This is a genomic window from Cupriavidus sp. 2SB (assembly GCF_005503625.1).
Taxonomy (GTDB): Bacteria; Pseudomonadota; Gammaproteobacteria; order Burkholderiales; family Burkholderiaceae; genus Cupriavidus.
Genome location: NZ_SCMX01000055.1, coordinates 1 through 19001, shown reverse-complemented (window position 1 = coordinate 19001; position 19001 = coordinate 1). Strand labels below are relative to the sequence as shown.

Here is a 19001-nt window from a genome sequence, read left to right as displayed (position 1 = left end):
GGTGCAATCTTCGACTTGTCGGTGCAGAACCGCTTGCCCTCACCCCCGCCCCTCTCCCGCGAGCGGGAGAGGGGAGAAAACCAGCGGGAAGCCAGCTACGTCACCACCCGATTCCACCACCCCAACCTGACCCCTCCCCTCTCCAGCACAAACTTGCACGTCGCGCCAAATCCCAGCGACCACTGCAGGGTTTGCGACAGCGGCACGCCCAGCCAGTGCGCGGCGAGCATGCGCATGGTGCCCGCGTGGCTGACCACCCAGAGGCGCGCGTCAGATTGCGTATCGAGCGAATCCGCCCAGCTTCCCACTCGCTCCAGCATCTCGGCAGGGGTTTCGCCACCGTGGGGTCGAGCGGTCATGAGATTGCCTGCCCAGAGGTCCAGCGCCTCGCGCGGGATGGCGTCCCAGCGTTGGCCTTCCCAACTTCCAAAATCCATCTCGCGCAGACGCGGTTCGATTTCGCACGGCGGTTGCGTCGGCAGACAGGCCCGCAGGGCCGAAGCCGTGTCGCGTGCTCGCGCTGCAGGACTGGTGATGATGCCAACCGGCGTGCCCATGCCTCCAACGATCAGCGATGCCGCCGGCTGCATCGGCTCCATCAGTGCCAGTTCCAGGCTGCCATAGCAGATGCCGGGATCAACTGCCGGCTGTGCATGGCGGATCAGTACCACTTCCATGCGGCCGCCACGAGGTAGATCGTCAGTTCCGCGAGTTGCTGGGCCATGCCCAGGCAATCGCCCGTATAACCGCCGATGCGTCGCACGAAGTACGCGCCTAGCACTGTGCGCAGCACAGCCAGCGCGATCAGCGCCACGCCCCCGAACAGCGGCGACACCCACAGCAGCGGCAACACGCCACATGCCAGCGCAAACACCAACCCCTTGCCCGCCAGACGCTGCGCGACGGGCTTGGCCTTGCCTTCGGGCCGCACATATTCATGCGTGGCGAGGAACGTGATCGCCATCGCGCGGCTCGCGCCATGCGCAACGATCAACACGGCCAGCAGCCTCACGATGCCGCCACCCTCACCCACCGCTACCAGCAATTGCCACTTGAGCAGCAGTGCCACCACGATGGCGATGGCACCAAATGCGCCAACGCGCGAATCGTGCATGATCCGCAGCACGTCCTCGGTGCGATAGCCACCACCGAATGCATCGACGCAATCGGCCAGCCCGTCTTCGTGGAATGCGCCTGTCAGCAGCAGCGTCGCAGCCATGCCCAGCACGATAGCCACTGACGGCGTCCACAACTGCCACGCGCCCCACGTCACCAAAGCAGCGACCAATCCCACCAGCAGTCCTACCAGCGGAAAGTAACGCGCGGCGGCGTTGAGATAGTGCGGTGCGAACCCCACCCATCCGGCCACCCGCTGCGGCAGCGGCACGCGCGTGAAGTAGCCGAGGGCGGTCAGGAAGAAGCGGAGTTCGTCGGCCATCTGTCTGTTATGCCGATTTGTTGGTCACGCCTGCGCCGCTGAACGTCGCCATCTCGCGCAGGAATGCGGCAGCCGATGCCACGAGCGGCCACGCCAGCGCGGCGCCGGTGCCCTCGCCCAGCCGCAGGTCGAGTGCGAGCAGCGGTTCACCACCGAACTCGGCCAACAGCGCGCGGTGCCCTTGCTCGTGCGAACAATGCGAGTACACGCAGTAGTGCAACACGTTCGGATCGATGCGCGCGGCCACCAGCAGCGCCGCCGAAGCGATGAATCCATCAACCAGTATCACCATGCGGCTTGCGGCGGCAGCAAGGAACGCACCCACCATCGCCGCGATCTCGAAACCACCGAACGTCGCCAACACATCGAGCGGCGCCGTGACGTCGGGATGCTGTGCCAGCGCACACGCCAGAATCTCGCGCTTGCGCGTGACGCCTGCGTCGTCGAGCCCGGTGCCACGCCCTGTGCACGCTTCCAGCGGCAACCCCGTCAGACGGCTCATCACGCAAGCCGCCGCAGACGTATTGGCGATACCCATCTCGCCGAATCCGATCACGTTGGTACCCAGCTGCGCATGACGCAGCACGCGGACGATACCGGCATTGATGGCCGCGCCGGTCTCGGCGGGCGTCATCGCGGCCTGCTCGACAAAGTTGCGCGTGCCATTGGCCACGCGGCAGTTGACCAGTCCCGGCGATGCTGGCAGCGGCGCACGCACGCCAACATCCACCACTTCCAGCGCCAGCCCGTGCAGCCGCGTGAACACATTGATCGCCGCGCCACCGTTCAGGAAGTTCAGCACCATCTGTGCCGTGACCTCGGCCGGGTAGGCACTGACACCCGCGTCAGCCACACCGTGGTCGCCAGCAAACACGATCACTGCAGGCCGCGTCAGTTCAGGCGTCGTGCCGCCACGGATCATGCCGATCTGCAGCGCCAGCGCTTCCAGCCGTCCGAGCGAACCCAGCGGCTTGGTCTTGTCGTCGATAGCTGCCTGCAGCGTCGCGCGCACCGCTTCGTCGGGCGCATCGATGGGCGGCAGTGTCAGGGCGTAGTCGGGGAAATGGGTCATATGTTTCAAATCTTTTGGAAAACGCCAGGAAGGCGAAGCGCAGCGGTTCTGGCCAGGCGCGCGGCCGCAGGCAGTACAACAGGTACGACAAGGCCGCGCAACGACGCCAGAGTCGGCTTCATGGCGTTTTCCTACATTTCCACGCCGCGTTGGGCCTTGATCCCTTGCTGGAACGCATGCTTCACCGGGGTCATGTCCGTCACCGTATCCGCCGCCTCGATCAGCGCGGGCGGCGCGCCACGGCCTGTGATCACCACATGCTGCATCGGCGGACGCGCGCGCAGATCGGCGATCACGGTTTCCACATCGAGATAGTGCAGCTTCAGCGCGATATTCAGTTCATCGAACAGCACAAGGCCGATGGCCGGATCGCGCAGCATGCGGCGCGCCACTTCCCACGCGGCCTCGGCCTTGGCGACATCGCGGGCACGATCCTGCGTTTCCCAGGTGTAGCCCTCGCCCATCACGTGGAACTCGCATTGCTCAGGAAAGCGGCGCAGGAACATTTCCTCGCCACTCGGGATCGCGCCCTTGATGAACTGGACCACGCCGGTCTGCATGCCGTGGCCCATTGCGCGCACCACCATGCCGAAGCCCGAACTCGACTTGCCCTTGCCGTTGCCGGTGGTAATCACCATCACGCCGCGCTCGGCCTGTGCCGAAGCGATCTTCGCGTCGACCACTTCTTTCTTGCGCACCATGCGCGCCTTGTGACGCTCGTCGCGTCCATCGTCGGCATTGTTGTTTTCGATATCGCTCATTGCGGATTTCCATCTGGAATCAGCGCGGCGTGCGTGCCATCGCTGATTCGGATAATCGGGGTGCGCAGTGCACGGGAGCACTGCGCGGGAGTCAGGACGTCGGAGGCCGGGCCATGTAGCGCCTGTCCGTCCTCGGACATCAGCAGCGCATGACTCGCATAGCGCTGCGCCAAGGTGAGATCGTGCACGATGACCACGACGGCATGCCGACCCGCGCGCGTCAGACGCTGAAGCAGTTCCAGCACCTGGATCTGGTGGCGCAGGTCCAGATGCGCCACCGGCTCGTCGAGCATCAGCAGCGGCGCCTGCTGCGCCAGTGCAGCGGCCAACGACACGCGCTGCCGCTCGCCGCCCGACAGGGTCAGCACATCGCGACCACGCAATGCGTCGAGATCGAGCGCGGTCATGAGGTCGCGCACCACGCTGTCGTCGTCGCGGCGGCCCCAACCCCAGCCGCTCAAATGCGGATGACGACCGATGCGCACGGCATCCTCGACCCTCATCGGGAACGTGTCATGCACGGCCTGCGGCAGATACGCGCGCTGCCGCGCCAGCGTGGCAGGCGGCACATGCGTGGCCGCGACACCATCCACCTCGACCGCACCACCATCGGGCGCGCGCAGGCCCGCCAGCACACCCATCAGCGTGGATTTGCCAACGCCATTGGGACCGACGATGCACCACAGTTGCCCCGCGCCAATCGACATCGAGAGCCGTTGCATCAGTACGCGGCTTCCCGCGCGCAGGCTCACATCGCGCAATGCAAGTTGCGGACATGCGGCGAGTGGCTCATGCCATGGGTTCATCGCGGCCTCCGCAACAGCAAGTAGAGGAAGGTTGGCACACCGAGCAGCGCCGTGATGACGCCCACCGGCAACTGCGCAGGCGCGATGACCGTGCGCGCGATCAGGTCCGCTGCCATCAGCAGCATGCCGCCCAGCAGCACGGCAGCCGGCAACAGCATGCGCTGATCGTTGCCCCAGGCCAGACGCACCATGTGCGGCACCACGAGGCCGACAAAGCCGATCGATCCCGCCGTGGTGATCGCCGCCGCAATCGAGAACGATGCAATCAGGAAGGTGGCCAGCCGCACGCGTCCCACGCGCACACCGAGCGACTGCGCCACGGTCTCGCCAAGCAGCATCACGTTCAGCGCGCGCGCCATCGGCAAGGTCAGCGCCATTGCCACCACCAGCATGCCCAGTGCCCAGCCGTAGCTCGATGTACCACCCAGATCGCCGGTCAGCCAGAACAGCATCCCGCGCAATCGCGACTCGGGCGCGACGGCCAGGATCAGCGTGATCAGCGCACCCCAGCCAGCCGCCAGGATGACCCCGGTCAGCAGCAGACGCGCACCGGCTTCGTGATGGCCGCCCTGCACTTGCGGATGCAGCAGGTCACGGCGCGCCAGCGTGGCCACGAGCAGCATGGACAGCAGCGCACCGCCTGCAGCGCCGGCCTGCACCGTCCACAAGGGCAGCGTCAGCAGCATGGCCAGCAGCGCGCCAGTAGACGCGCCCCCCGAGACACCCAGCACGTAAGGCTCGGCCAGCGGGTTGCGCAGTAGCACCTGCATCAGCGCGCCGGAAAGCGCCAGCAGGCCGCCGCAGGCAAACGCGGCGGCGGCGCGCGGCAGACGCAACTCGCGCACGATGGCGCCAGCCGTGCCGGTATCGGCGCCGGTCAGCGCCTGCCATAGCTGCGTGCTATCGAGCGTCACGCTGCCCACGGCCAGCGACAGCGCAAACACGGCCGCCCCGGCCAAGGCCAGGACGCCCCAAACGGTCAGTGCGCGCCGCAACTCAGACATGGCTTACTTCTGCCGCCATCCCAGCGTGACAAACCCCGCCCGGCCCTGCGTGTTGTACGGGAAGGCGAGCATGTACTGCTTGTCGAACAGGTTTTCCACACGGGCGGCAACGAACCATTGCTTGTCGATGTTGTAGCGGGCATTGAGGTTGACGATACCGTATCCGCCCAGCGTGCGCGAGCCATTGTCGAGCCGCTCCGACGACACCAGCCACTCGCCACCAAAACGCCAGCTGCCAATATTGCGGCCCACATCGAACGATGCATGGCGTCGTGCACGACGGATCAACTGCGTGTTGTTGGTCTCGTCGACCGGATTCTGGAACGTCACGCTGGCGCCGAGATCCGTGCCGAAGACCGTGGCGCGCCACGACGCCTCGATCCCCTGCACCTTGGCCTTGGCCACGTTCTGCGCCAGATACAGGCCGCCCGGTTGCAGCGTGGAGACGATCAGGTCGTTGTAGCGCGTCTCGAAGGCGGTCACGCGCAGCAGGCCGGCGCTCACCGTATCCACCTGCACGCCCACCTCTGCCGACTTGGCGCGCTCGGGTTGCAGGTTCGGCTGGCCGTAGCCCGGGTAATACAGCTCGTTGAACGTCGGCGCGCGGAAAGCGTTGCTCAGGTTGGCAATCAGCTTGACCTGCTCGGTCACATTGAAGCCGTAGCCCGCGAAGAAGCTGCCCTGGTTGCCGAAATCGGAATAGTGGTCGTTGCGCGCGTTCAGTTGCAACTGGTGCCGGCCGATGCGGCCTTCGTAGCCACCGTAGACCGAGAACACGTTACGCGTGGGTGCGCTGTACGAACTCGATGCGAGTTCCTGCTGCAACCAATCGGTGCCGAACAACAGCTTGTGATCTGCCGTCAGCGCGTACTCGTTCTGCCAGTTGAACTGGCGCGAGCGGGTGCTGAACAGGCTATCGAACAGGCTGTTCTTCGTGGTCTCCGCGCGGTCCTCGCTCTGCGCAATCTTGAAGTGCGTGGTCCAGTCGCGCGTCACCTTGCCATTGACGAATGCCGACAGCGTGTACAACTCGCTGTCCATCCGATAGTCGTCGGTGGGCTTTCCGCTGAGACTGTCGTACGAAAGCTGGCTGTTCGAGTAGTACGCCGCGAAGCCGGCATCCCAGTCCTGCGTGAACTTGTGGCGCACCTGCCCCGAGACGCTCTTGTTCTCGTACGGGTTGTCGCCCGGGTTCGGACCCGTGCCGCGACGCACGGCTGCAGGATTGGCGGCTGCCCATTGCTGGTAGTTGACCGACGAGAACCCGTCGGTCTTGAAGATCGAGCCGGTTACGTTGAACGATGTGTCGCCCACCTGGCCGCCGTAGCCCACCGTGCCCTGCCGCGTGTTGTTGCTGCCGTACTCCACCTGCGCATTGGCGGCCGGCGGCTGACCGACCCCGTTCTTGGTGAAGATCTGCACCACGCCGCCGATCGCGTCCGAGCCATACAGCGCCGACACATTGCCGCGCACCACCTCGATCCGCTCGATCTGGTCGGGCAGGATGTTCGCCAGTTGCGCGGTACCGCCGCTCACGCCTGCAATCCGCACGCCATCGATCAGGATCAGCACCTGATTCGAGTTTGCACCGCGCATGAACAGCGTGGTGTTGGCCCCCATGCCGCCATTGGCGGCAAATTCGATGCCTGCCTGCCCGCGCAGCAGCGAGCGCAAATCAGGTGCTTGGGAGTTGACGATATCGTCGTGGGTGACTACGGTGGTATGCGGCAACGCCTCGGTCACACTCTGCGCGGTGCGCGAGGCAGTAACGACGACGGGCGCGAAGGACTGCGGCGACGTCTGGGTCGCGGCTTCGGCAGCGGACTGCGCAAAGGCCGGCAGGGACGAAGTGGAAACAACGGCAACGGCTGCCAGGATGGCAGGCGCGCAAGGGCGAACCGACGGCTTTGCCGCAACGGTCGACCTGGATGGCGTGAAACGCATGAGTCAGGATGGAAGAGAACGGCCGGATCCGTTCCCCCGCGGACCCTATGGCGATGAGGCGTGCCGCGTTAGGGGCGGACGCCCGCGTTCTACAGGCCGGTATCCGGGCTGACGACATCAGGCTGGCCGCCTTCCCGACCGGAACCGGTCAGTGGCGCTAGGCCAACCCTGCGAAGGACGCTGGATTGAAACATGAGACAGCGCGTTCGCGGTCGCTTACCGTTGCGGGGGCAGCACAGGTTGGCCGGCGGCGACATGGCGTCCCCTCCCTGCTCCCTGTTTCCCGTTGAACTGCAGCCCCGACGTGTGCGGGTGCCGCGAGCACCTGGAACGTGCGCGAGTGTAGGGAGTTTCAAGTTTTGCGTCAATGCGATACGTCAAGCTGCCGTTAACCGTGGATGACATGCCGAAATGCGCCGAATTGCCGCGATCTGGCACCCTTCGACGCAACTTCCGTGCGGCACCCCAGTCTCATCGGGCGCGTTGGCGGTAAACCTCGCGCGTGCATCGGCTAGAATCCCGAAACCTGACCACTACTCCTACCGGACACGACAGGCACTATGCTCAACGAACTCGAACAACTGGCCGCCAAGATCGGACGCGTGCTGCATCACGCCGACACCCTGGCGGCGGAAAACCAGCGGCTGCGTGCGGAAATCGACCGCCTGCAGTCCGAGGCGAACCAGTTGCGCGCGGACCGTGAAGCCATGGCGGCCGACCGCGAACTGCTCAACATCAAGATCGAGGAAGCGCAACTGCGCATCCAGTCGATCCTCGACAAGCTGCCCACGGCCAGCGATGCGCGCCAGCTCGACCTCCTCGGCGAAGGCGCTCCGCGCGCCGCATCGGAAGGCTCGCAGCAAGCCCCCGGAGAACACGCATGAGCAACAAGCAAGTGGAAGTGAACATCGCCGGCCAGCCTTATCGCTTCGCCATCGCGCCCGACAACGAGGCCGCGCTGCTCGAAGCCGTGGCACTGGTCGACGACAAGATGAACAAGCTGAAGGGCACCGTCTCCACCAAGGGCGTCGAACGCGTGGCCGTGATGGCCGCGATCAGCCTGGCCTCGGACCTGCTGGCAATGCGCCACAAGCAGGACGAGGAAGGCGCCATTCCCGTGGAGGCCGTGCGTGCGCGCATTCGCGAACTCAACGAGCGCGCCGACGAGGCACTACGCCAGTACGCACATGTAGGCACGCGCTAGAGCGATTCGCCAGCGTGCCAAAAAACCCTGCTGACCGCGCTTGAATTGCGCGGCAGTGGCCACAATATGTCGTGCATGTGAAGCGGATGCCGCGCCTCGCATGCAACCATGACAGTGTTGCCATGGTCGTGATGGAAAATGTAACGGTGCAACACGTCTGACTTGGTATGCGCAGATGCGCGGTGTATAGTGGAGCCACTGCGCGGCGCCCAAACGACCGACGCAGCCGAATGGCCGGGTTATCGTGCCTGGCCGCCGTTTCCACCCATCTCTATTGAAACGGCAAACGTCTGACATCCCCAGCACAAGGTTGTATGTGTCTGTGTGAAGGAACCAAAGTCAGACGTTTGACAGTTTCCCTGCCTGGTTCGTGAGGGTCATAAACTCCTTGAACCGATATGCATTGCATGGTGCGGGATTATGTCGTGTGGGCGAGCGCGTCGCGACATTCATAGTTTCAGGTTCTGCCTGACACTCCCTGAGTGGCCGATGTACCCGAAATACGACTTCCGCAGCCACTCTGAACCTCACTTGGGTTCAGGATGCCGATCCAGCGGCCGAGGCGGGGACCCCCTTCAAGTGATGAAGAGGCGGTGGTTTCAACGAACCACCGCCTTTTTCATTTGTGCCTTCGATCAGCTAATCTTCTGATCTTCCTCACATGTCCGATACGCGTGCGCGCCAGTACTGGCTCATGAAGTCCGAACCGGACGAAGCCAGCATCGACGATCTTGCCAGCAAGGGCACGCTGCCCTGGACCGGCGTACGCAACTATCAGGCGCGCAACTTCATGCGCGACCAGATGCGCATCGGCGACGGCGTGCTCTTCTATCATTCCTCATGCCCCGAGCCGGGCATCGCCGGACTGGCCGAAGTCTGCTCGCAGCCCTACCCCGACCCCACCCAGTTCGACGCGAAAAGCGACTATTTCGACAAGGCATCGAAGAAGGAAGACCCGCGCTGGTCGCTCGTCGATGTGAAGTTCGTCAGCAAGTCCGCGCTGATCCCGCTGCCCGCGTTACGCGAGCATGACGCGCTGGCCGACATGGTCGTGCTCCGCCGCGGCAACCGACTCTCGATCACGCCGGTCACGCCCGCCGAGTGGCGCTACATCACCAGCAAGCTGATGAAGTGAAGGTTGGCACGGGGGTGAGCCTGAACGTCCGCCGTTTTTTTTGACTCCGTTTAACCCCATCCCGTCGTCTCTCCCGTTTCATCCCCATGCGCGTCTTGCGCGATCTCGTGAAACTGGCGCACTGTGCCGCGTGAGGAACAATTCCGCCCGGCGCGCGTCAGATGGCCATCACTTCGATGTGGAGAACAATATGAAGAAACTCTTGCTTGCCTCGCTGCTGTCCACCACCGCCGCCATCGCCACGGCCCAGACCGTGCCGCCGCCCTCGGGCGTGTTGTCACTGTCCGCCGAAGCCGTAGCCGAGGTGCCGACTGACGTGGTGCAGCTGACGCTGGCAGTGGAGCAGGAAGGCCAGGAGCCGTCGGCCATTTCAAACGCACTGTCCACCCGTACGCAGGCCGTGCTGAACCAGGCCAAGCGCACGTCGGGCGTGGAAGCGCAATCGGGCGGCTTCACGATTCACCCCACCACCGATCGCAACGGCAAGATCAGCGCATGGCGTGGCCGCTCGGAGGTCATCCTGAAGTCGAAGGATTTTGCAGCCGTGTCGAAGCTCGCCGGTGAACTCGCCAGCCAGATGCAGGTGCAGAACGTGGCCTTCTCGCTGTCGCGCGAGGCCCGCCTGGCCACGCAACAGAAACTGACGGATCAGGCAGTGGCCGCATTCCGCGACAAGGCCCAGGCTACCGCGAAGCTGTTCGGCTATACCAGCTACACCATCCGCGAAGTCTCGGTCAACGAAAGCGGCGGCATGGTGCCCCCGATGCCGCGCATGTACGCCGCCAAGGCCATGTCCGCCGACGCCGGCGCACCGATCCCTGTGGAAGGCGGCAAGACGCAGGTACAGGTGTCGGTGAATGGGGCCGTGCAGATGGTGAAGTAACGCGCAACCCGTTTGCTTGGGTTGCTCCCCTCTCCCACAGGGTGGGAGAGGGGTTGGGGGTGAGGGCATAGCGGTGCAATCTGCGACTTGTCGGTGCAGAACCGCTGGCCCTCACCCCCGCCCCTCTCCCGCAAGCGGGAGAGGGGAGACAACAATAGGTGGGAAGCAGATCAAAGCGTGTTGTACTGATCCCTCAACACATTCTTCTGCACCTTCCCCATCGTATTGCGCGGCAGTTCGTCCACCACGTGCACGCGCTTGGGTACCTTGAAGTTGGCGATGCGGCCCTTCAGTGTGCCGATCATGCCGGCTTCGTCGATGTCGGCGCCGGGTTTGCGCACCACCACGGCCACCACCGCTTCGCCGAAGTCCGCATGGGGGACGCCGATCACGGCGGATTCCGCCACGCCAGGCATTTCATCGATAAAGCTCTCGATCTCTTTCGGGTAGACGTTGTAGCCGCCCGAAATGATCAGGTCCTTGCTGCGGCCAACGATCGTCAGATAGGTGTCCGGCACCTTGCGCTCGCCCACCTCGCCGCCGAAGCGACCCACGTCGCCAGTCTTGAACCAGCCATCGGCGGTGAATTCCTGGGCAGTCTTTTCCGGCATGCGCCAGTAGCCCTTGAACACGTTCGGGCCCTTGACCTCGACGTTGCCAATCACGCTGGCCTCGCATGCCTGGCCTTCGCCATCCACCACGCGGACTTCCACGCCCGGCAGCGGCAGACCGACGGTGCCGCCAATGCGCTCGCCCAGCGTCTCGTCGTACGGATTCGAGACCAGCATCACGGTTTCGCTCATGCCGTAGCGCTCAAGAATCGTGTGGCCAGTGCGTTCGCGGAAGGCGTCGAAGGTCTCCAGCAGCAGCGGCGCGGAACCCGACACGAACAGGCGCATGTTGGCGCAGACTTCCTTGTCGAAACGCGGCTCCTGCACCATGCGCACGTAGTAAGTCGGCACGCCCATCATCACCGTGGCGCGCGGAAGGAATTTGAGGATCTGCGCCATGTCGAGCTTCGGCGCCCAGATCATCTTGGCGCCGGCCAGCAGTGCGCCGTGCGATGCCACGAACAGTCCGTGCACATGGAAGATCGGCAGCATGTGCAGCAGCACATCGTCGCTGCGCCAGCCCCAGTATTCGTGGAGCGTCTGCGCGTTCGATGCGAGATTGCGGTGCGTCAGCATCGCGCCCTTGCTGCGGCCCGTGGTGCCCGACGTGTACAGGATGGCCGCGAGATCGTCGTCCTGGCGTTCGACCGTGGTGAACACGTCCGATTGCTGGGCGGCGCGTTGCAGCAGCGAACCGGTGCGGTTCTCGTCGAGCGTGAAGACGTGGTGCGTGTTGTGCTTGAACGCCACCTTCGACACCCAGCCGAAGTTCGCGCTGCTGCAGACCACCACGGCTGGCTCGGCATCACCGACGAAATAGTCGACCTCGGCTTCCTGGTACGCCGTGTTCAGCGGCAGGTAAACCAGTCCGGCGCGCAGCGTGGCCAGGTACAGGCACAGCGCCTCGACCGACTTCTCGACCTGCACGGCCACGCGTGCGCCAGCAGGCAGTTCCAGCGCGGTCAGCAGGTTGGCGATCTTCGCCGTGGCGCGGTCGAGATCGTCCCACGTGTAGTAGAGCCCGTCGTGCGTCTCGATGCAGCAGGCAGTACGGTCAGCAGGAAAGCGGGATTCGAACAGGGCGAACAGATTGGCGTTCATGGATACGGAAACGATTGGATATGACGTGCAGCCCGCCATGATAGCGGGCCGGCCGCCATATTACTCCCCGGTGAAATCCGGAGGCCGATGCGCCAGAAACGCCGCCACGCCTTCGGCATGGTCGCGGCTCGTGGCGTAGGCGAAATGTGCGTCCAGCTCGGCGGCCGTCAGCGGTGCAGGTTCGGGCGAGAGCCTGCGGATGGTGGCCTTGTTGATGCGCGCAGCCAGTGGAGCACCCGCACACAGGCGCTGGACCGTGGCGGAAACTTCATCGTGCAGCGCCGCTTCGGGCACCACGCGCGTCAACAGACCCTTGCGGGCCGCTTCGTCGGCATCGAACACCCGCCCTTCGAGCAGGATTTCCAGCGCCACGGCGCGTCCGGCCAGAGCCAGCAGACCGCCCAACTCACCCGGCGCCATCGGAAAGCCCAGCCGGTTGATCGGCACACCAAAGCGGCTGCCCGATGCAGCGATGCGCAGGTCGCAATGGCACGCGATCTCCAGCCCACCGCCCACACATACGCCTTCGATGGCGGCGAGCGTGGGATGCGGACATTCGGCGATGGCCCGCAGCGCGGGGGCAATCGTCTGCGTGTGATAGTGGCGCACGGAAGCCGCGTCGCCACGTACCGTCGGAAACTCGGCGATATCGGCACCGGCGGCAAAGTTGCCGTCGGCGCCACGCACCACCACGCAGCGCAACGACGTATCCGCAGCCAGCTCTGCAAACCCGGCGGCCAGCGCCTGCCACATGCCGGCCGAGATCGCGTTGAGCTTGCCCGGATGCGACAGCGTGACCAGGGCCACGGCCCCGTCGCGCGCGAACGTGACAGTGCCGCCCATCAGTCGATCTTGGCGCCCGAGCGCTGCACCACTTCGGCCCAGCGCTTGATCTCGGCGCGCTGGAACTGCGCGAACTGCTCCGGCGTGAACTGCGGAATGTCGGAACCGTTCTGCAGCCAGATCTGCTTCATCTCGGGGCTGTTCAGCGCCTTGGCCGTTTCGGCGTACAGCTTGTCCACCACATCCTTCGGCGTACCCTTGGGCGCCCACAGGGCGTACCACGTGGACACTTCGTAGTTCGGCACACCGGCTTCCGCTGCGGTCGGCACGTTCGGGAACGCCGCCGAGCGCGTCTTGGAGGCCACGGCCAGCGCCTTGATGCGGCCCGCACGAATATGTTGCGAGGATGAGCCAAGGCCATCGAACATCAGGTCCACCTGGCCGGCGATCAGGTCCGACAGCGCCGGACCCGCACCCTTGTACGGCACGTGGGCCAGATCGGTCTTGGTCTCCAGCTTGAACAGTTCGCCCGCCAGATGGTGCGCCGAGCCATTGCCTGCCGATGCGTAGTTCAGTTGACCCGGATGCTGCTTGGCGTACGCGATCAGTTCCTTGAGCGTGTTGGCCTGCACCTTGGTCGGGTTCACCACGATCACCTGCGGCGGCTGCGCGATCACGGTGATGGGAATGAAGTCCTTCTCGATATCGTAGTCGAGCTTCTTGTAGAACGACGGGGCAATAGCGTGGTGTGCGCCGCCGATGAAGATCGTGTAGCCGTCCGGCGCGGCCTTGGCGGCCAGGCTCGCGCCAACGGTGCCGCCCGCGCCGCCGCGGTTGTCGATCACGAACTGCTTGCCGAGCTGCTTCGAGAGCTGCGCGGTCAGGGGACGCGCAAACGCGTCGGTGCCGCCACCGGCCGGGAACGGCACGATCACGGTGACAGGCTTGCTGGGCCAGGGATCCGCTGCCATGGCGGCAGGTGCGTGGAGGCTTGCGGCCCCGATGCCGGCCACGAAACCGGTGATTGCCAACACGCGAGCGAACGCGGTCAGGCTGCGCTGACGATACATGTACTGTCTCCTCTTTCTCTCTACTTACTACGGAAAGTCAATCGAAGTACTGCTACCCAATATCACTGCAAAAACACCCGACAAAAAAGGTTGCCCGGCGCATTTCTCTGCCCGACCCAGGGCTCAAAGCAGCTTGGCCACCGCGCGGCTCATGCGCGGGTTGCCGTCACCGAGGCGAGCCAGATTGTCATCCAGCGCCTCGGGCACGTAAAGATAATTCACCATCATCCCGCACGCCTGCGCGCGGCCTTTTCGCGACAGGTCGGCACCCCAGTTCACACGCTCGACACACGCACCGTTGCCCAGGTGGAAGCGCGCCACGGGGTCCGCCGGCATGCCCTTCCCGCCTTCGCGTACGAGGTAGTGCGCGGCCAGCGTCAGCGCGATATCGCGAATCACCGGGTCGCTGGCATCGGCCGGCAACGCACCGAACCACGCCGCGCCATCCGCTGGCACATCGCCATGGCGCTCGCTCCAGCGAGACATCCGCTTGTCACCCAGAATGCGTGCCACCGCGTCGCCATCCTGCTTGCGCAGCCAGTCCGCAAAACCGGGAATGGGCGAGAGCGTGGCGAACTGCTTGAGCTTGGGAAACTCGCGCTGCAGTTCCTCGATCACGCGCTTGAGCAGGAAGTTGCCGAAGCTCACGCCGCGCAGGCCCGCCTGCGTATTCGAGATCGAATAGAAGATGGCCCACTTCACGCGGCGCAGGTCTTCGAGCGGCGCTGCTTCATCGAGCAGCGCCTGCACGTTTGCGGCCATCTCCGGCACGAAGGCCACCTCGACAAAGATCAGTGGCTCGCGCGGAATACGCGGGTGGAAGAACGCGTAGCAGCGGCGATCCGAATCGAGCCGGTTGCGCATGTCAGTCCACGACGAGATCTCGTGAACGGCTTCGTAGCGGATCAGTTTTTCCAGCAGGGACGCGGGGGAATCCCACGTGATCGGCTGCAGTTCGAGCAGGCCCACATCGAACCAGTTCGAGAACAGCGCTTCGAGGTCCTCGTCTAGTTCGCGCAGGCCCGGAATACGCTTGTGCCAACGCAGCATGTCCGCGCGCAACTGGATCAGGAAATGCAGTCCGCACGCGCTATTGGCGCGTTGGCCATGCTGCGCGGCGAATCGTTTGAAGAAGCGGATGCGGGCGTTGGACAGCGCGTGCGACAAACCCGAGGCACTGGCCGGCTGCACGCCATCGGCATCGCGCCCCGCCGCCACCTCGGCCAGCACACCGAGCATGGCCTGGCGTAGTGGCTCCGTGGCCCCTTCGTATTCGTCTTGCCATGCCTGTGCCGCGGCGTTCGCCGCGCCATCGGTCAGCCGCGCGTCGAAGCACTGGCGCAACTGTTCGCGCTGGCGCTTGATGGCACGCACGGAGAGTGTCGGTTGCACCTCGGCGGCCTTTTTCTCCGGCTTCTGCGCCGGGGCTTCGTCGCCCTTGCGGCCCCACCAGCGGCCAAAGCGCGAGAGCAGCGTGTCGCCAACCGGTTCGCTCGCCTCCAGCGGCGCACTGACTTTCTGTTGGTCTGCGGGGTCGAAAGTAGTCATGGACGTTCCTGGCGATGGGATCGACTGGGATGCAAACCATCAACCGCCCTGCCCCGCCAGACGCAGATGCGCCGGAGGGACGGGAGCAGTTTCGGACAAGGATTCGGCATGATCCAGCGCGCGCAGCGCACCGCGCTGGCGCAGCACATGGGTCTTCATCAGTGCTTCGGCACCTTCGGGATCATGGGCCTTCAATGCGGAAAACACCGACAGGTGCTCGGCGCACGATTCATGGATGCGACCCGGCAGCTTCAGGCTCTTGTGCCGCGATAACCGCAGCACCTTGCGCAGGTCGCTCACCACGCCAGACAGCCAGCGATTGCCGGCCAGTCGCTGGATGGCCTCGTGGATCTGATAGTTGGTCTCGTAATAGGCGTCGATGTCGCCGTCCTGCGCGTAGCGCGACAGCTCGGCGTGCATCCCTTCCAGCGCATCGAGGTCCGTCGCCGTGACGTTGCGCGCGGCCTCGTAGGCACAGCGCCCTTCGAGCAACGCCATCAGCGGGAAAATCTCGTCGAGGTCCTGCTCGCTCAGCGCATTCACAAAGCAGCCGCGCCGGGGCTCCAGGCGCACCAGCCCTTCGGCGGCCAGCAGCTTGAGCGCCTCGCGCATCGGGGTGCGCGACGTGCCGAGCGACGCGGCCAGCGCCACCTCGTCGATCCACGCACCGGGCGTCAGCGTGCGGTCGTCGATCATCGCCCGCAGACGGTCGGCAACTTCCAGGTACATCGCCTGCCGAACGATACGCATCACACCCCCTGATCCAGGAGCCACCGTGAGAGGCGCATACGCCTCAATAATTCATAATTATGGAGTGCGACGGGCGCGCCGCAAGCGGGGTTAACCCCGCGCAGCGCGGCGTCAACAAAGATTCAGGATGCGGAAGTAGAAGTAGGTGCAGCGGACAATCCCCTGCCTCCCTGCAGAAGATTGCCCGCGCATGAAAGAAACGCTGTGGCGATTTGTCATCGACGCCCTGCGAGATTTGCGAGAGCGTGCGTAGGCTGGTGTCAATGCCGGCGCCAACCTGCGCCTGCCCCGTACAAGCACCCATCGCAGGGTGCAGACTTTCCCGTGCCTTTTCCCGTTCGGCCTTGTTTCGATCGTGCCGCGGTATCTGCGCGCCTCGTCGGACGCACTTTCCCTGAATTCCCGCCGCCGGGCCGGTCCTCCCTAGGTCCCGACCATTCTTGTAACAGGCTTAATAGCGAGGACCATGCCAGTGCAGGTAAGCTGTTGATTTTATTGGGGCGGACAATCAAGAACTTGTTACATAGATCAATGCGTGTAACAGGATGTTTCCCTATCGTTACGCCTCAGAAATCGACTCGGACAGTGTCTGAGCCTCCACAACAGCGTTTTGTGGAATAAAGATCACCCGTGGATGCGACAATGTGCTGCCCCATACATAAAAGCACCGAGCAAAACGGTTGCAAAGGTGAAACTCGCGCGAGAGCCGAGTTAACTTTGTAAAGCGCGTCAAACAGGAAAAGGTCAAATCAATGAACTGGGAAGTCAACCAAACCGTCTTCGGCAGCGATGAATTCGCGCCGAAGAAGCCCGCCGAACCTCGCAGCCTGCCGTTCTCGTTCACGGGATCGGGTTCCGAATTCTTCCGCATCTGGATCGTCAATACGCTGCTGACCATTGTCACGCTCGGCATCTATTCCGCGTGGGCCAAGGTACGCACAATGCAGTACTTCTATCGGAGCACGCAGCTGGACGGTGCGACGTTCGACTACCACGGCAAGCCTCAGGCCATCCTGAAAGGTCGCGCCATCGTGTTCGGCGTGGCGATGGTGTACCAGGTGCTGATTGGCATCTCGCCGGTGGTGGGCGGACTGCTGGGTCTGGCGCTGACGCTCGTCTTCCCCTACCTGCTGGTACGCTCGCTGCGCTTCCGCATGGCGAATTCGAGCTATCGCGGCCTGCGCTTCGCCTTTACCGGCGACGACAAGGGCGGCTTCATGGTCTTCCTGGTCTGGCCGATGTTGACGGCCCTTTCGCTGCTGCTGCTCGGGCCGCTGGCGCACCAGCGGTTCAAGCAATACCAGCACAACAACACGCGCTTCGGGACCACCCCGTTTGCGTTTGACGCCACGGCGGGCGCGTTCTACCGCGTTTACCTGATGACAGCCGGCCTGACGCTGCTGTTCCTGATCGCCGGCGCCGTGATCGGCAGCGTGGGGTCGCTGGCCCACCCGGTTCTGGCCATCGTGCTGGGTGTGATCACCTTCTACATCGCCCTGCTGCTGATCCTGCCGATCTTCCAGGCCAAGATGCAGAACCTGATCTGGAACAGCACGACGCTGGCGCCGCACCGCTTCCAGAGCAATGTTTCGGCCCGCAAGCTGTTCGGGATCATGATCGGCAATATGGTTCTCACCGCATTGACCCTGGGCCTGTACTACCCGTTCGCGCGTGTGCGCACGGCCAGGTATCGTGTGGCGTCGATGACGATGCTGGCAGCCAGCCCGCTCGACGAATTCGTTGCCGGCGAGCAGCAGCAGGTGGGCGCACTGGGCGACGCGACCGCCGACTGGTACGACATCGACATCGCACTGTAATGACGGAAACGGCCATGCCGGGCGCCACACCGGAACGCGTTGCCGCGCGCTACTTCGATACCCGGTCGTCGCGCGCCCACCTTGTGACGATACAGGTGCAGCAAGGCCACGCCGAACTGCACGACGCCCAGGGCGACGTGCTGCGGCGTGCGCCGCTGGCCTCATTGCGCGTCTCCGAGCGCATCAGGCGCGGCCCGCGCCTGGTGACGTTCGACGACGGGGCCTATTGCGAGGTCACCGATCACGCCGCTTTCGACGCAATGCTGGCCGCCACGGGGTATCGCGAGGGCATGGTGTCGCGTGCCCAGAACAGCTGGCGCATGGCGATACTATCGCTCGTGGGACTGGTGGCGTTTGTCGTCGTGTCGTCTTTCTATCTGCTGCCGTGGACGGCCGCACTGGTTGCAAAGACGATACCGTCCACGCTGGAAGCGCAGCTAGGCAATGCCACGCTGCAAAGCCTCGACGAACTGGTGCGGCCCAGCGCCCTGCCTGCCGCCGACCAGCAGCGCATTCGCGACAGCTTCGCCGCGCTGCGCCGGCCCGAGGATGCGGGGCACAACTACCGCATTCTCTTTCGCAAGGGCGGCCGGATTGGCGCCAACGCACTGGCACTGCCAGGCGGCACGATTGTCGTGACCGACGAACTGGTCGATCTGATCGGTACAGGCGCGGGCATGACGGGCGTGCTGGCGCACGAGGCCGGACACGTGGCAGAGCGACACGGGTTGCAGCAGGTGTTCCAGGCGTCTGTCGTGGGCGCCATGTCGACCTATCTGTTCGGCGATGTCTCCGTGCTGCTCGCCACCGTGCCGGCCGCTGTGCTGTCGATGCGCTATTCCCGCGAACACGAGCGCGAAGCCGATGCGTTTGCCGTGCAGGTCATGCGCGACAACCGACTACCGCCGGCGGCGCTGGCGGATGCGTTGCAGAAGCTGGAGGATACGCACGGCGGCCGTCGTACAAAACAGGCGGCCAGCGATGAGGACGATGACGGGAAATCGGGATTCTTCTCGACGCACCCGTTGACGAGGGAGCGGATAGAGGCGATTCGGGGTGGGGGCGGTTGAGGGG

At 64.4% G+C, this 19001-nt stretch carries 18 protein-coding genes, 1 other RNA gene and 1 riboswitch; of the genes, 7 read left to right on the top strand and 12 right to left on the bottom strand.

Annotated features, from left to right (window positions below; all coding sequences use genetic code 11):
• Positions 1–95 precede the first annotated feature (95 nt).
• From cobC to FFS21_RS22385, 7 genes are all read right to left on the bottom strand, one after another.
• Positions 96–677, bottom strand: coding sequence for an alpha-ribazole phosphatase family protein (gene cobC, locus FFS21_RS22415; protein ID WP_137926931.1), 582 nt, complete (start codon positions 675–677; stop codon positions 96–98).
• Complete coding sequence (locus tag FFS21_RS22410; protein ID WP_137926930.1) at positions 662–1438, bottom strand: adenosylcobinamide-GDP ribazoletransferase; 777 nt, start codon at positions 1436–1438, stop codon at positions 662–664. The genes cobC and FFS21_RS22410 overlap by 16 nt, the downstream gene beginning before the upstream one ends.
• A 7-nt stretch (positions 1439–1445) precedes the next feature.
• Entirely contained in the window at positions 1446–2510 is a 1065-nt protein-coding gene (gene cobT, locus FFS21_RS22405; RefSeq protein ID WP_137926929.1) for a nicotinate-nucleotide--dimethylbenzimidazole phosphoribosyltransferase, read from the bottom strand.
• A 131-nt stretch (positions 2511–2641) separates the two neighbouring features.
• Positions 2642–3271 (bottom strand): cob(I)yrinic acid a,c-diamide adenosyltransferase, encoded by a 630-nt coding sequence (gene cobO / locus FFS21_RS22400; protein ID WP_137926928.1) that lies wholly within the window; start codon positions 3269–3271, stop codon positions 2642–2644.
• Positions 3268–4077, bottom strand: a complete 810-nt coding sequence (locus FFS21_RS22395; protein WP_137926927.1) for an ABC transporter ATP-binding protein — start codon at positions 4075–4077, stop codon at positions 3268–3270. Before FFS21_RS22395 ends, cobO begins: the two co-directional genes overlap by 4 nt.
• A complete protein-coding gene (locus tag FFS21_RS22390; protein ID WP_137926926.1) occupies positions 4074–5081 on the bottom strand; it encodes a FecCD family ABC transporter permease in 1008 nt (335 codons plus the stop codon). Before FFS21_RS22390 ends, FFS21_RS22395 begins: the two co-directional genes overlap by 4 nt.
• Positions 5082–5084: 3 nt before the next feature.
• Positions 5085–7025, bottom strand: coding sequence for a TonB-dependent receptor domain-containing protein (locus FFS21_RS22385; protein ID WP_137926925.1), 1941 nt, complete (start codon positions 7023–7025; stop codon positions 5085–5087).
• Between the two features lie 77 nt (positions 7026–7102).
• A riboswitch (cobalamin riboswitch) is annotated at positions 7103–7369 on the bottom strand.
• Positions 7370–7585: 216 nt separating this feature from the next.
• Here FFS21_RS22385 and FFS21_RS22380 point away from each other — a divergent pair.
• The 5 genes from FFS21_RS22380 (at position 7586) to FFS21_RS22360 (ending at position 10247) form a co-directional block, all read left to right on the top strand.
• Positions 7586–7909 carry a hypothetical protein gene (locus tag FFS21_RS22380; RefSeq protein ID WP_137926924.1) on the top strand — a complete coding sequence of 108 codons (324 nt, stop codon included), beginning with the start codon at positions 7586–7588 and terminating at the stop codon, positions 7907–7909.
• Complete coding sequence (locus FFS21_RS22375) at positions 7906–8229, top strand: cell division protein ZapA (RefSeq protein ID WP_137926923.1); 324 nt, start codon at positions 7906–7908, stop codon at positions 8227–8229. Before FFS21_RS22380 ends, FFS21_RS22375 begins: the two co-directional genes overlap by 4 nt.
• Positions 8230–8582: 353 nt before the next feature.
• Positions 8583–8802, top strand: a non-coding RNA gene (gene ssrS, locus FFS21_RS22370) — 6S RNA.
• Between the two features lie 88 nt (positions 8803–8890).
• Positions 8891–9364, top strand: coding sequence for an EVE domain-containing protein (locus FFS21_RS22365; protein WP_137926922.1), 474 nt, complete (start codon positions 8891–8893; stop codon positions 9362–9364).
• 190 nt (positions 9365–9554) lie between these two features.
• Positions 9555–10247, top strand: a complete 693-nt coding sequence (locus tag FFS21_RS22360) for an SIMPL domain-containing protein (protein WP_137926921.1) — start codon at positions 9555–9557, stop codon at positions 10245–10247.
• 170 nt (positions 10248–10417) lie between these two features.
• Here FFS21_RS22360 and FFS21_RS22355 read toward each other — a convergent pair whose 3' ends face one another.
• From FFS21_RS22355 to FFS21_RS22335, 5 genes are all read right to left on the bottom strand, one after another.
• Positions 10418–11959 (bottom strand): malonate--CoA ligase, encoded by a 1542-nt coding sequence (locus FFS21_RS22355; RefSeq protein ID WP_137926920.1) that lies wholly within the window; start codon positions 11957–11959, stop codon positions 10418–10420.
• Positions 11960–12019: 60 nt separating this feature from the next.
• Positions 12020–12802 carry an enoyl-CoA hydratase/isomerase family protein gene (locus tag FFS21_RS22350; RefSeq protein ID WP_137926919.1) on the bottom strand — a complete coding sequence of 261 codons (783 nt, stop codon included), beginning with the start codon at positions 12800–12802 and terminating at the stop codon, positions 12020–12022.
• Positions 12802–13812 (bottom strand): Bug family tripartite tricarboxylate transporter substrate binding protein, encoded by a 1011-nt coding sequence (locus FFS21_RS22345; RefSeq protein WP_137926918.1) that lies wholly within the window; start codon positions 13810–13812, stop codon positions 12802–12804. Before FFS21_RS22345 ends, FFS21_RS22350 begins: the two co-directional genes overlap by 1 nt.
• Before the next feature lie 123 nt (positions 13813–13935).
• Complete coding sequence (locus FFS21_RS22340; protein WP_137926917.1) at positions 13936–15360, bottom strand: malonyl-CoA decarboxylase domain-containing protein; 1425 nt, start codon at positions 15358–15360, stop codon at positions 13936–13938.
• A 39-nt stretch (positions 15361–15399) separates the two neighbouring features.
• On the bottom strand, positions 15400–16110 hold the full coding sequence (locus FFS21_RS22335; RefSeq protein ID WP_137926951.1) for a GntR family transcriptional regulator: 711 nt from the start codon (positions 16108–16110) through the stop codon (positions 15400–15402).
• Between the two features lie 752 nt (positions 16111–16862).
• On the opposite strand from FFS21_RS22335, the gene FFS21_RS22330 reads away from it, so the two are divergent.
• Positions 16863–17927, top strand: a complete 1065-nt coding sequence (locus tag FFS21_RS22330; RefSeq protein ID WP_137926916.1) for a YjgN family protein — start codon at positions 16863–16865, stop codon at positions 17925–17927.
• A 14-nt stretch (positions 17928–17941) separates the two neighbouring features.
• A complete protein-coding gene (locus FFS21_RS22325) occupies positions 17942–18997 on the top strand; it encodes a M48 family metallopeptidase (RefSeq protein ID WP_137926915.1) in 1056 nt (351 codons plus the stop codon).
• The last annotated feature ends 4 nt before the right edge of the window (positions 18998–19001 follow it).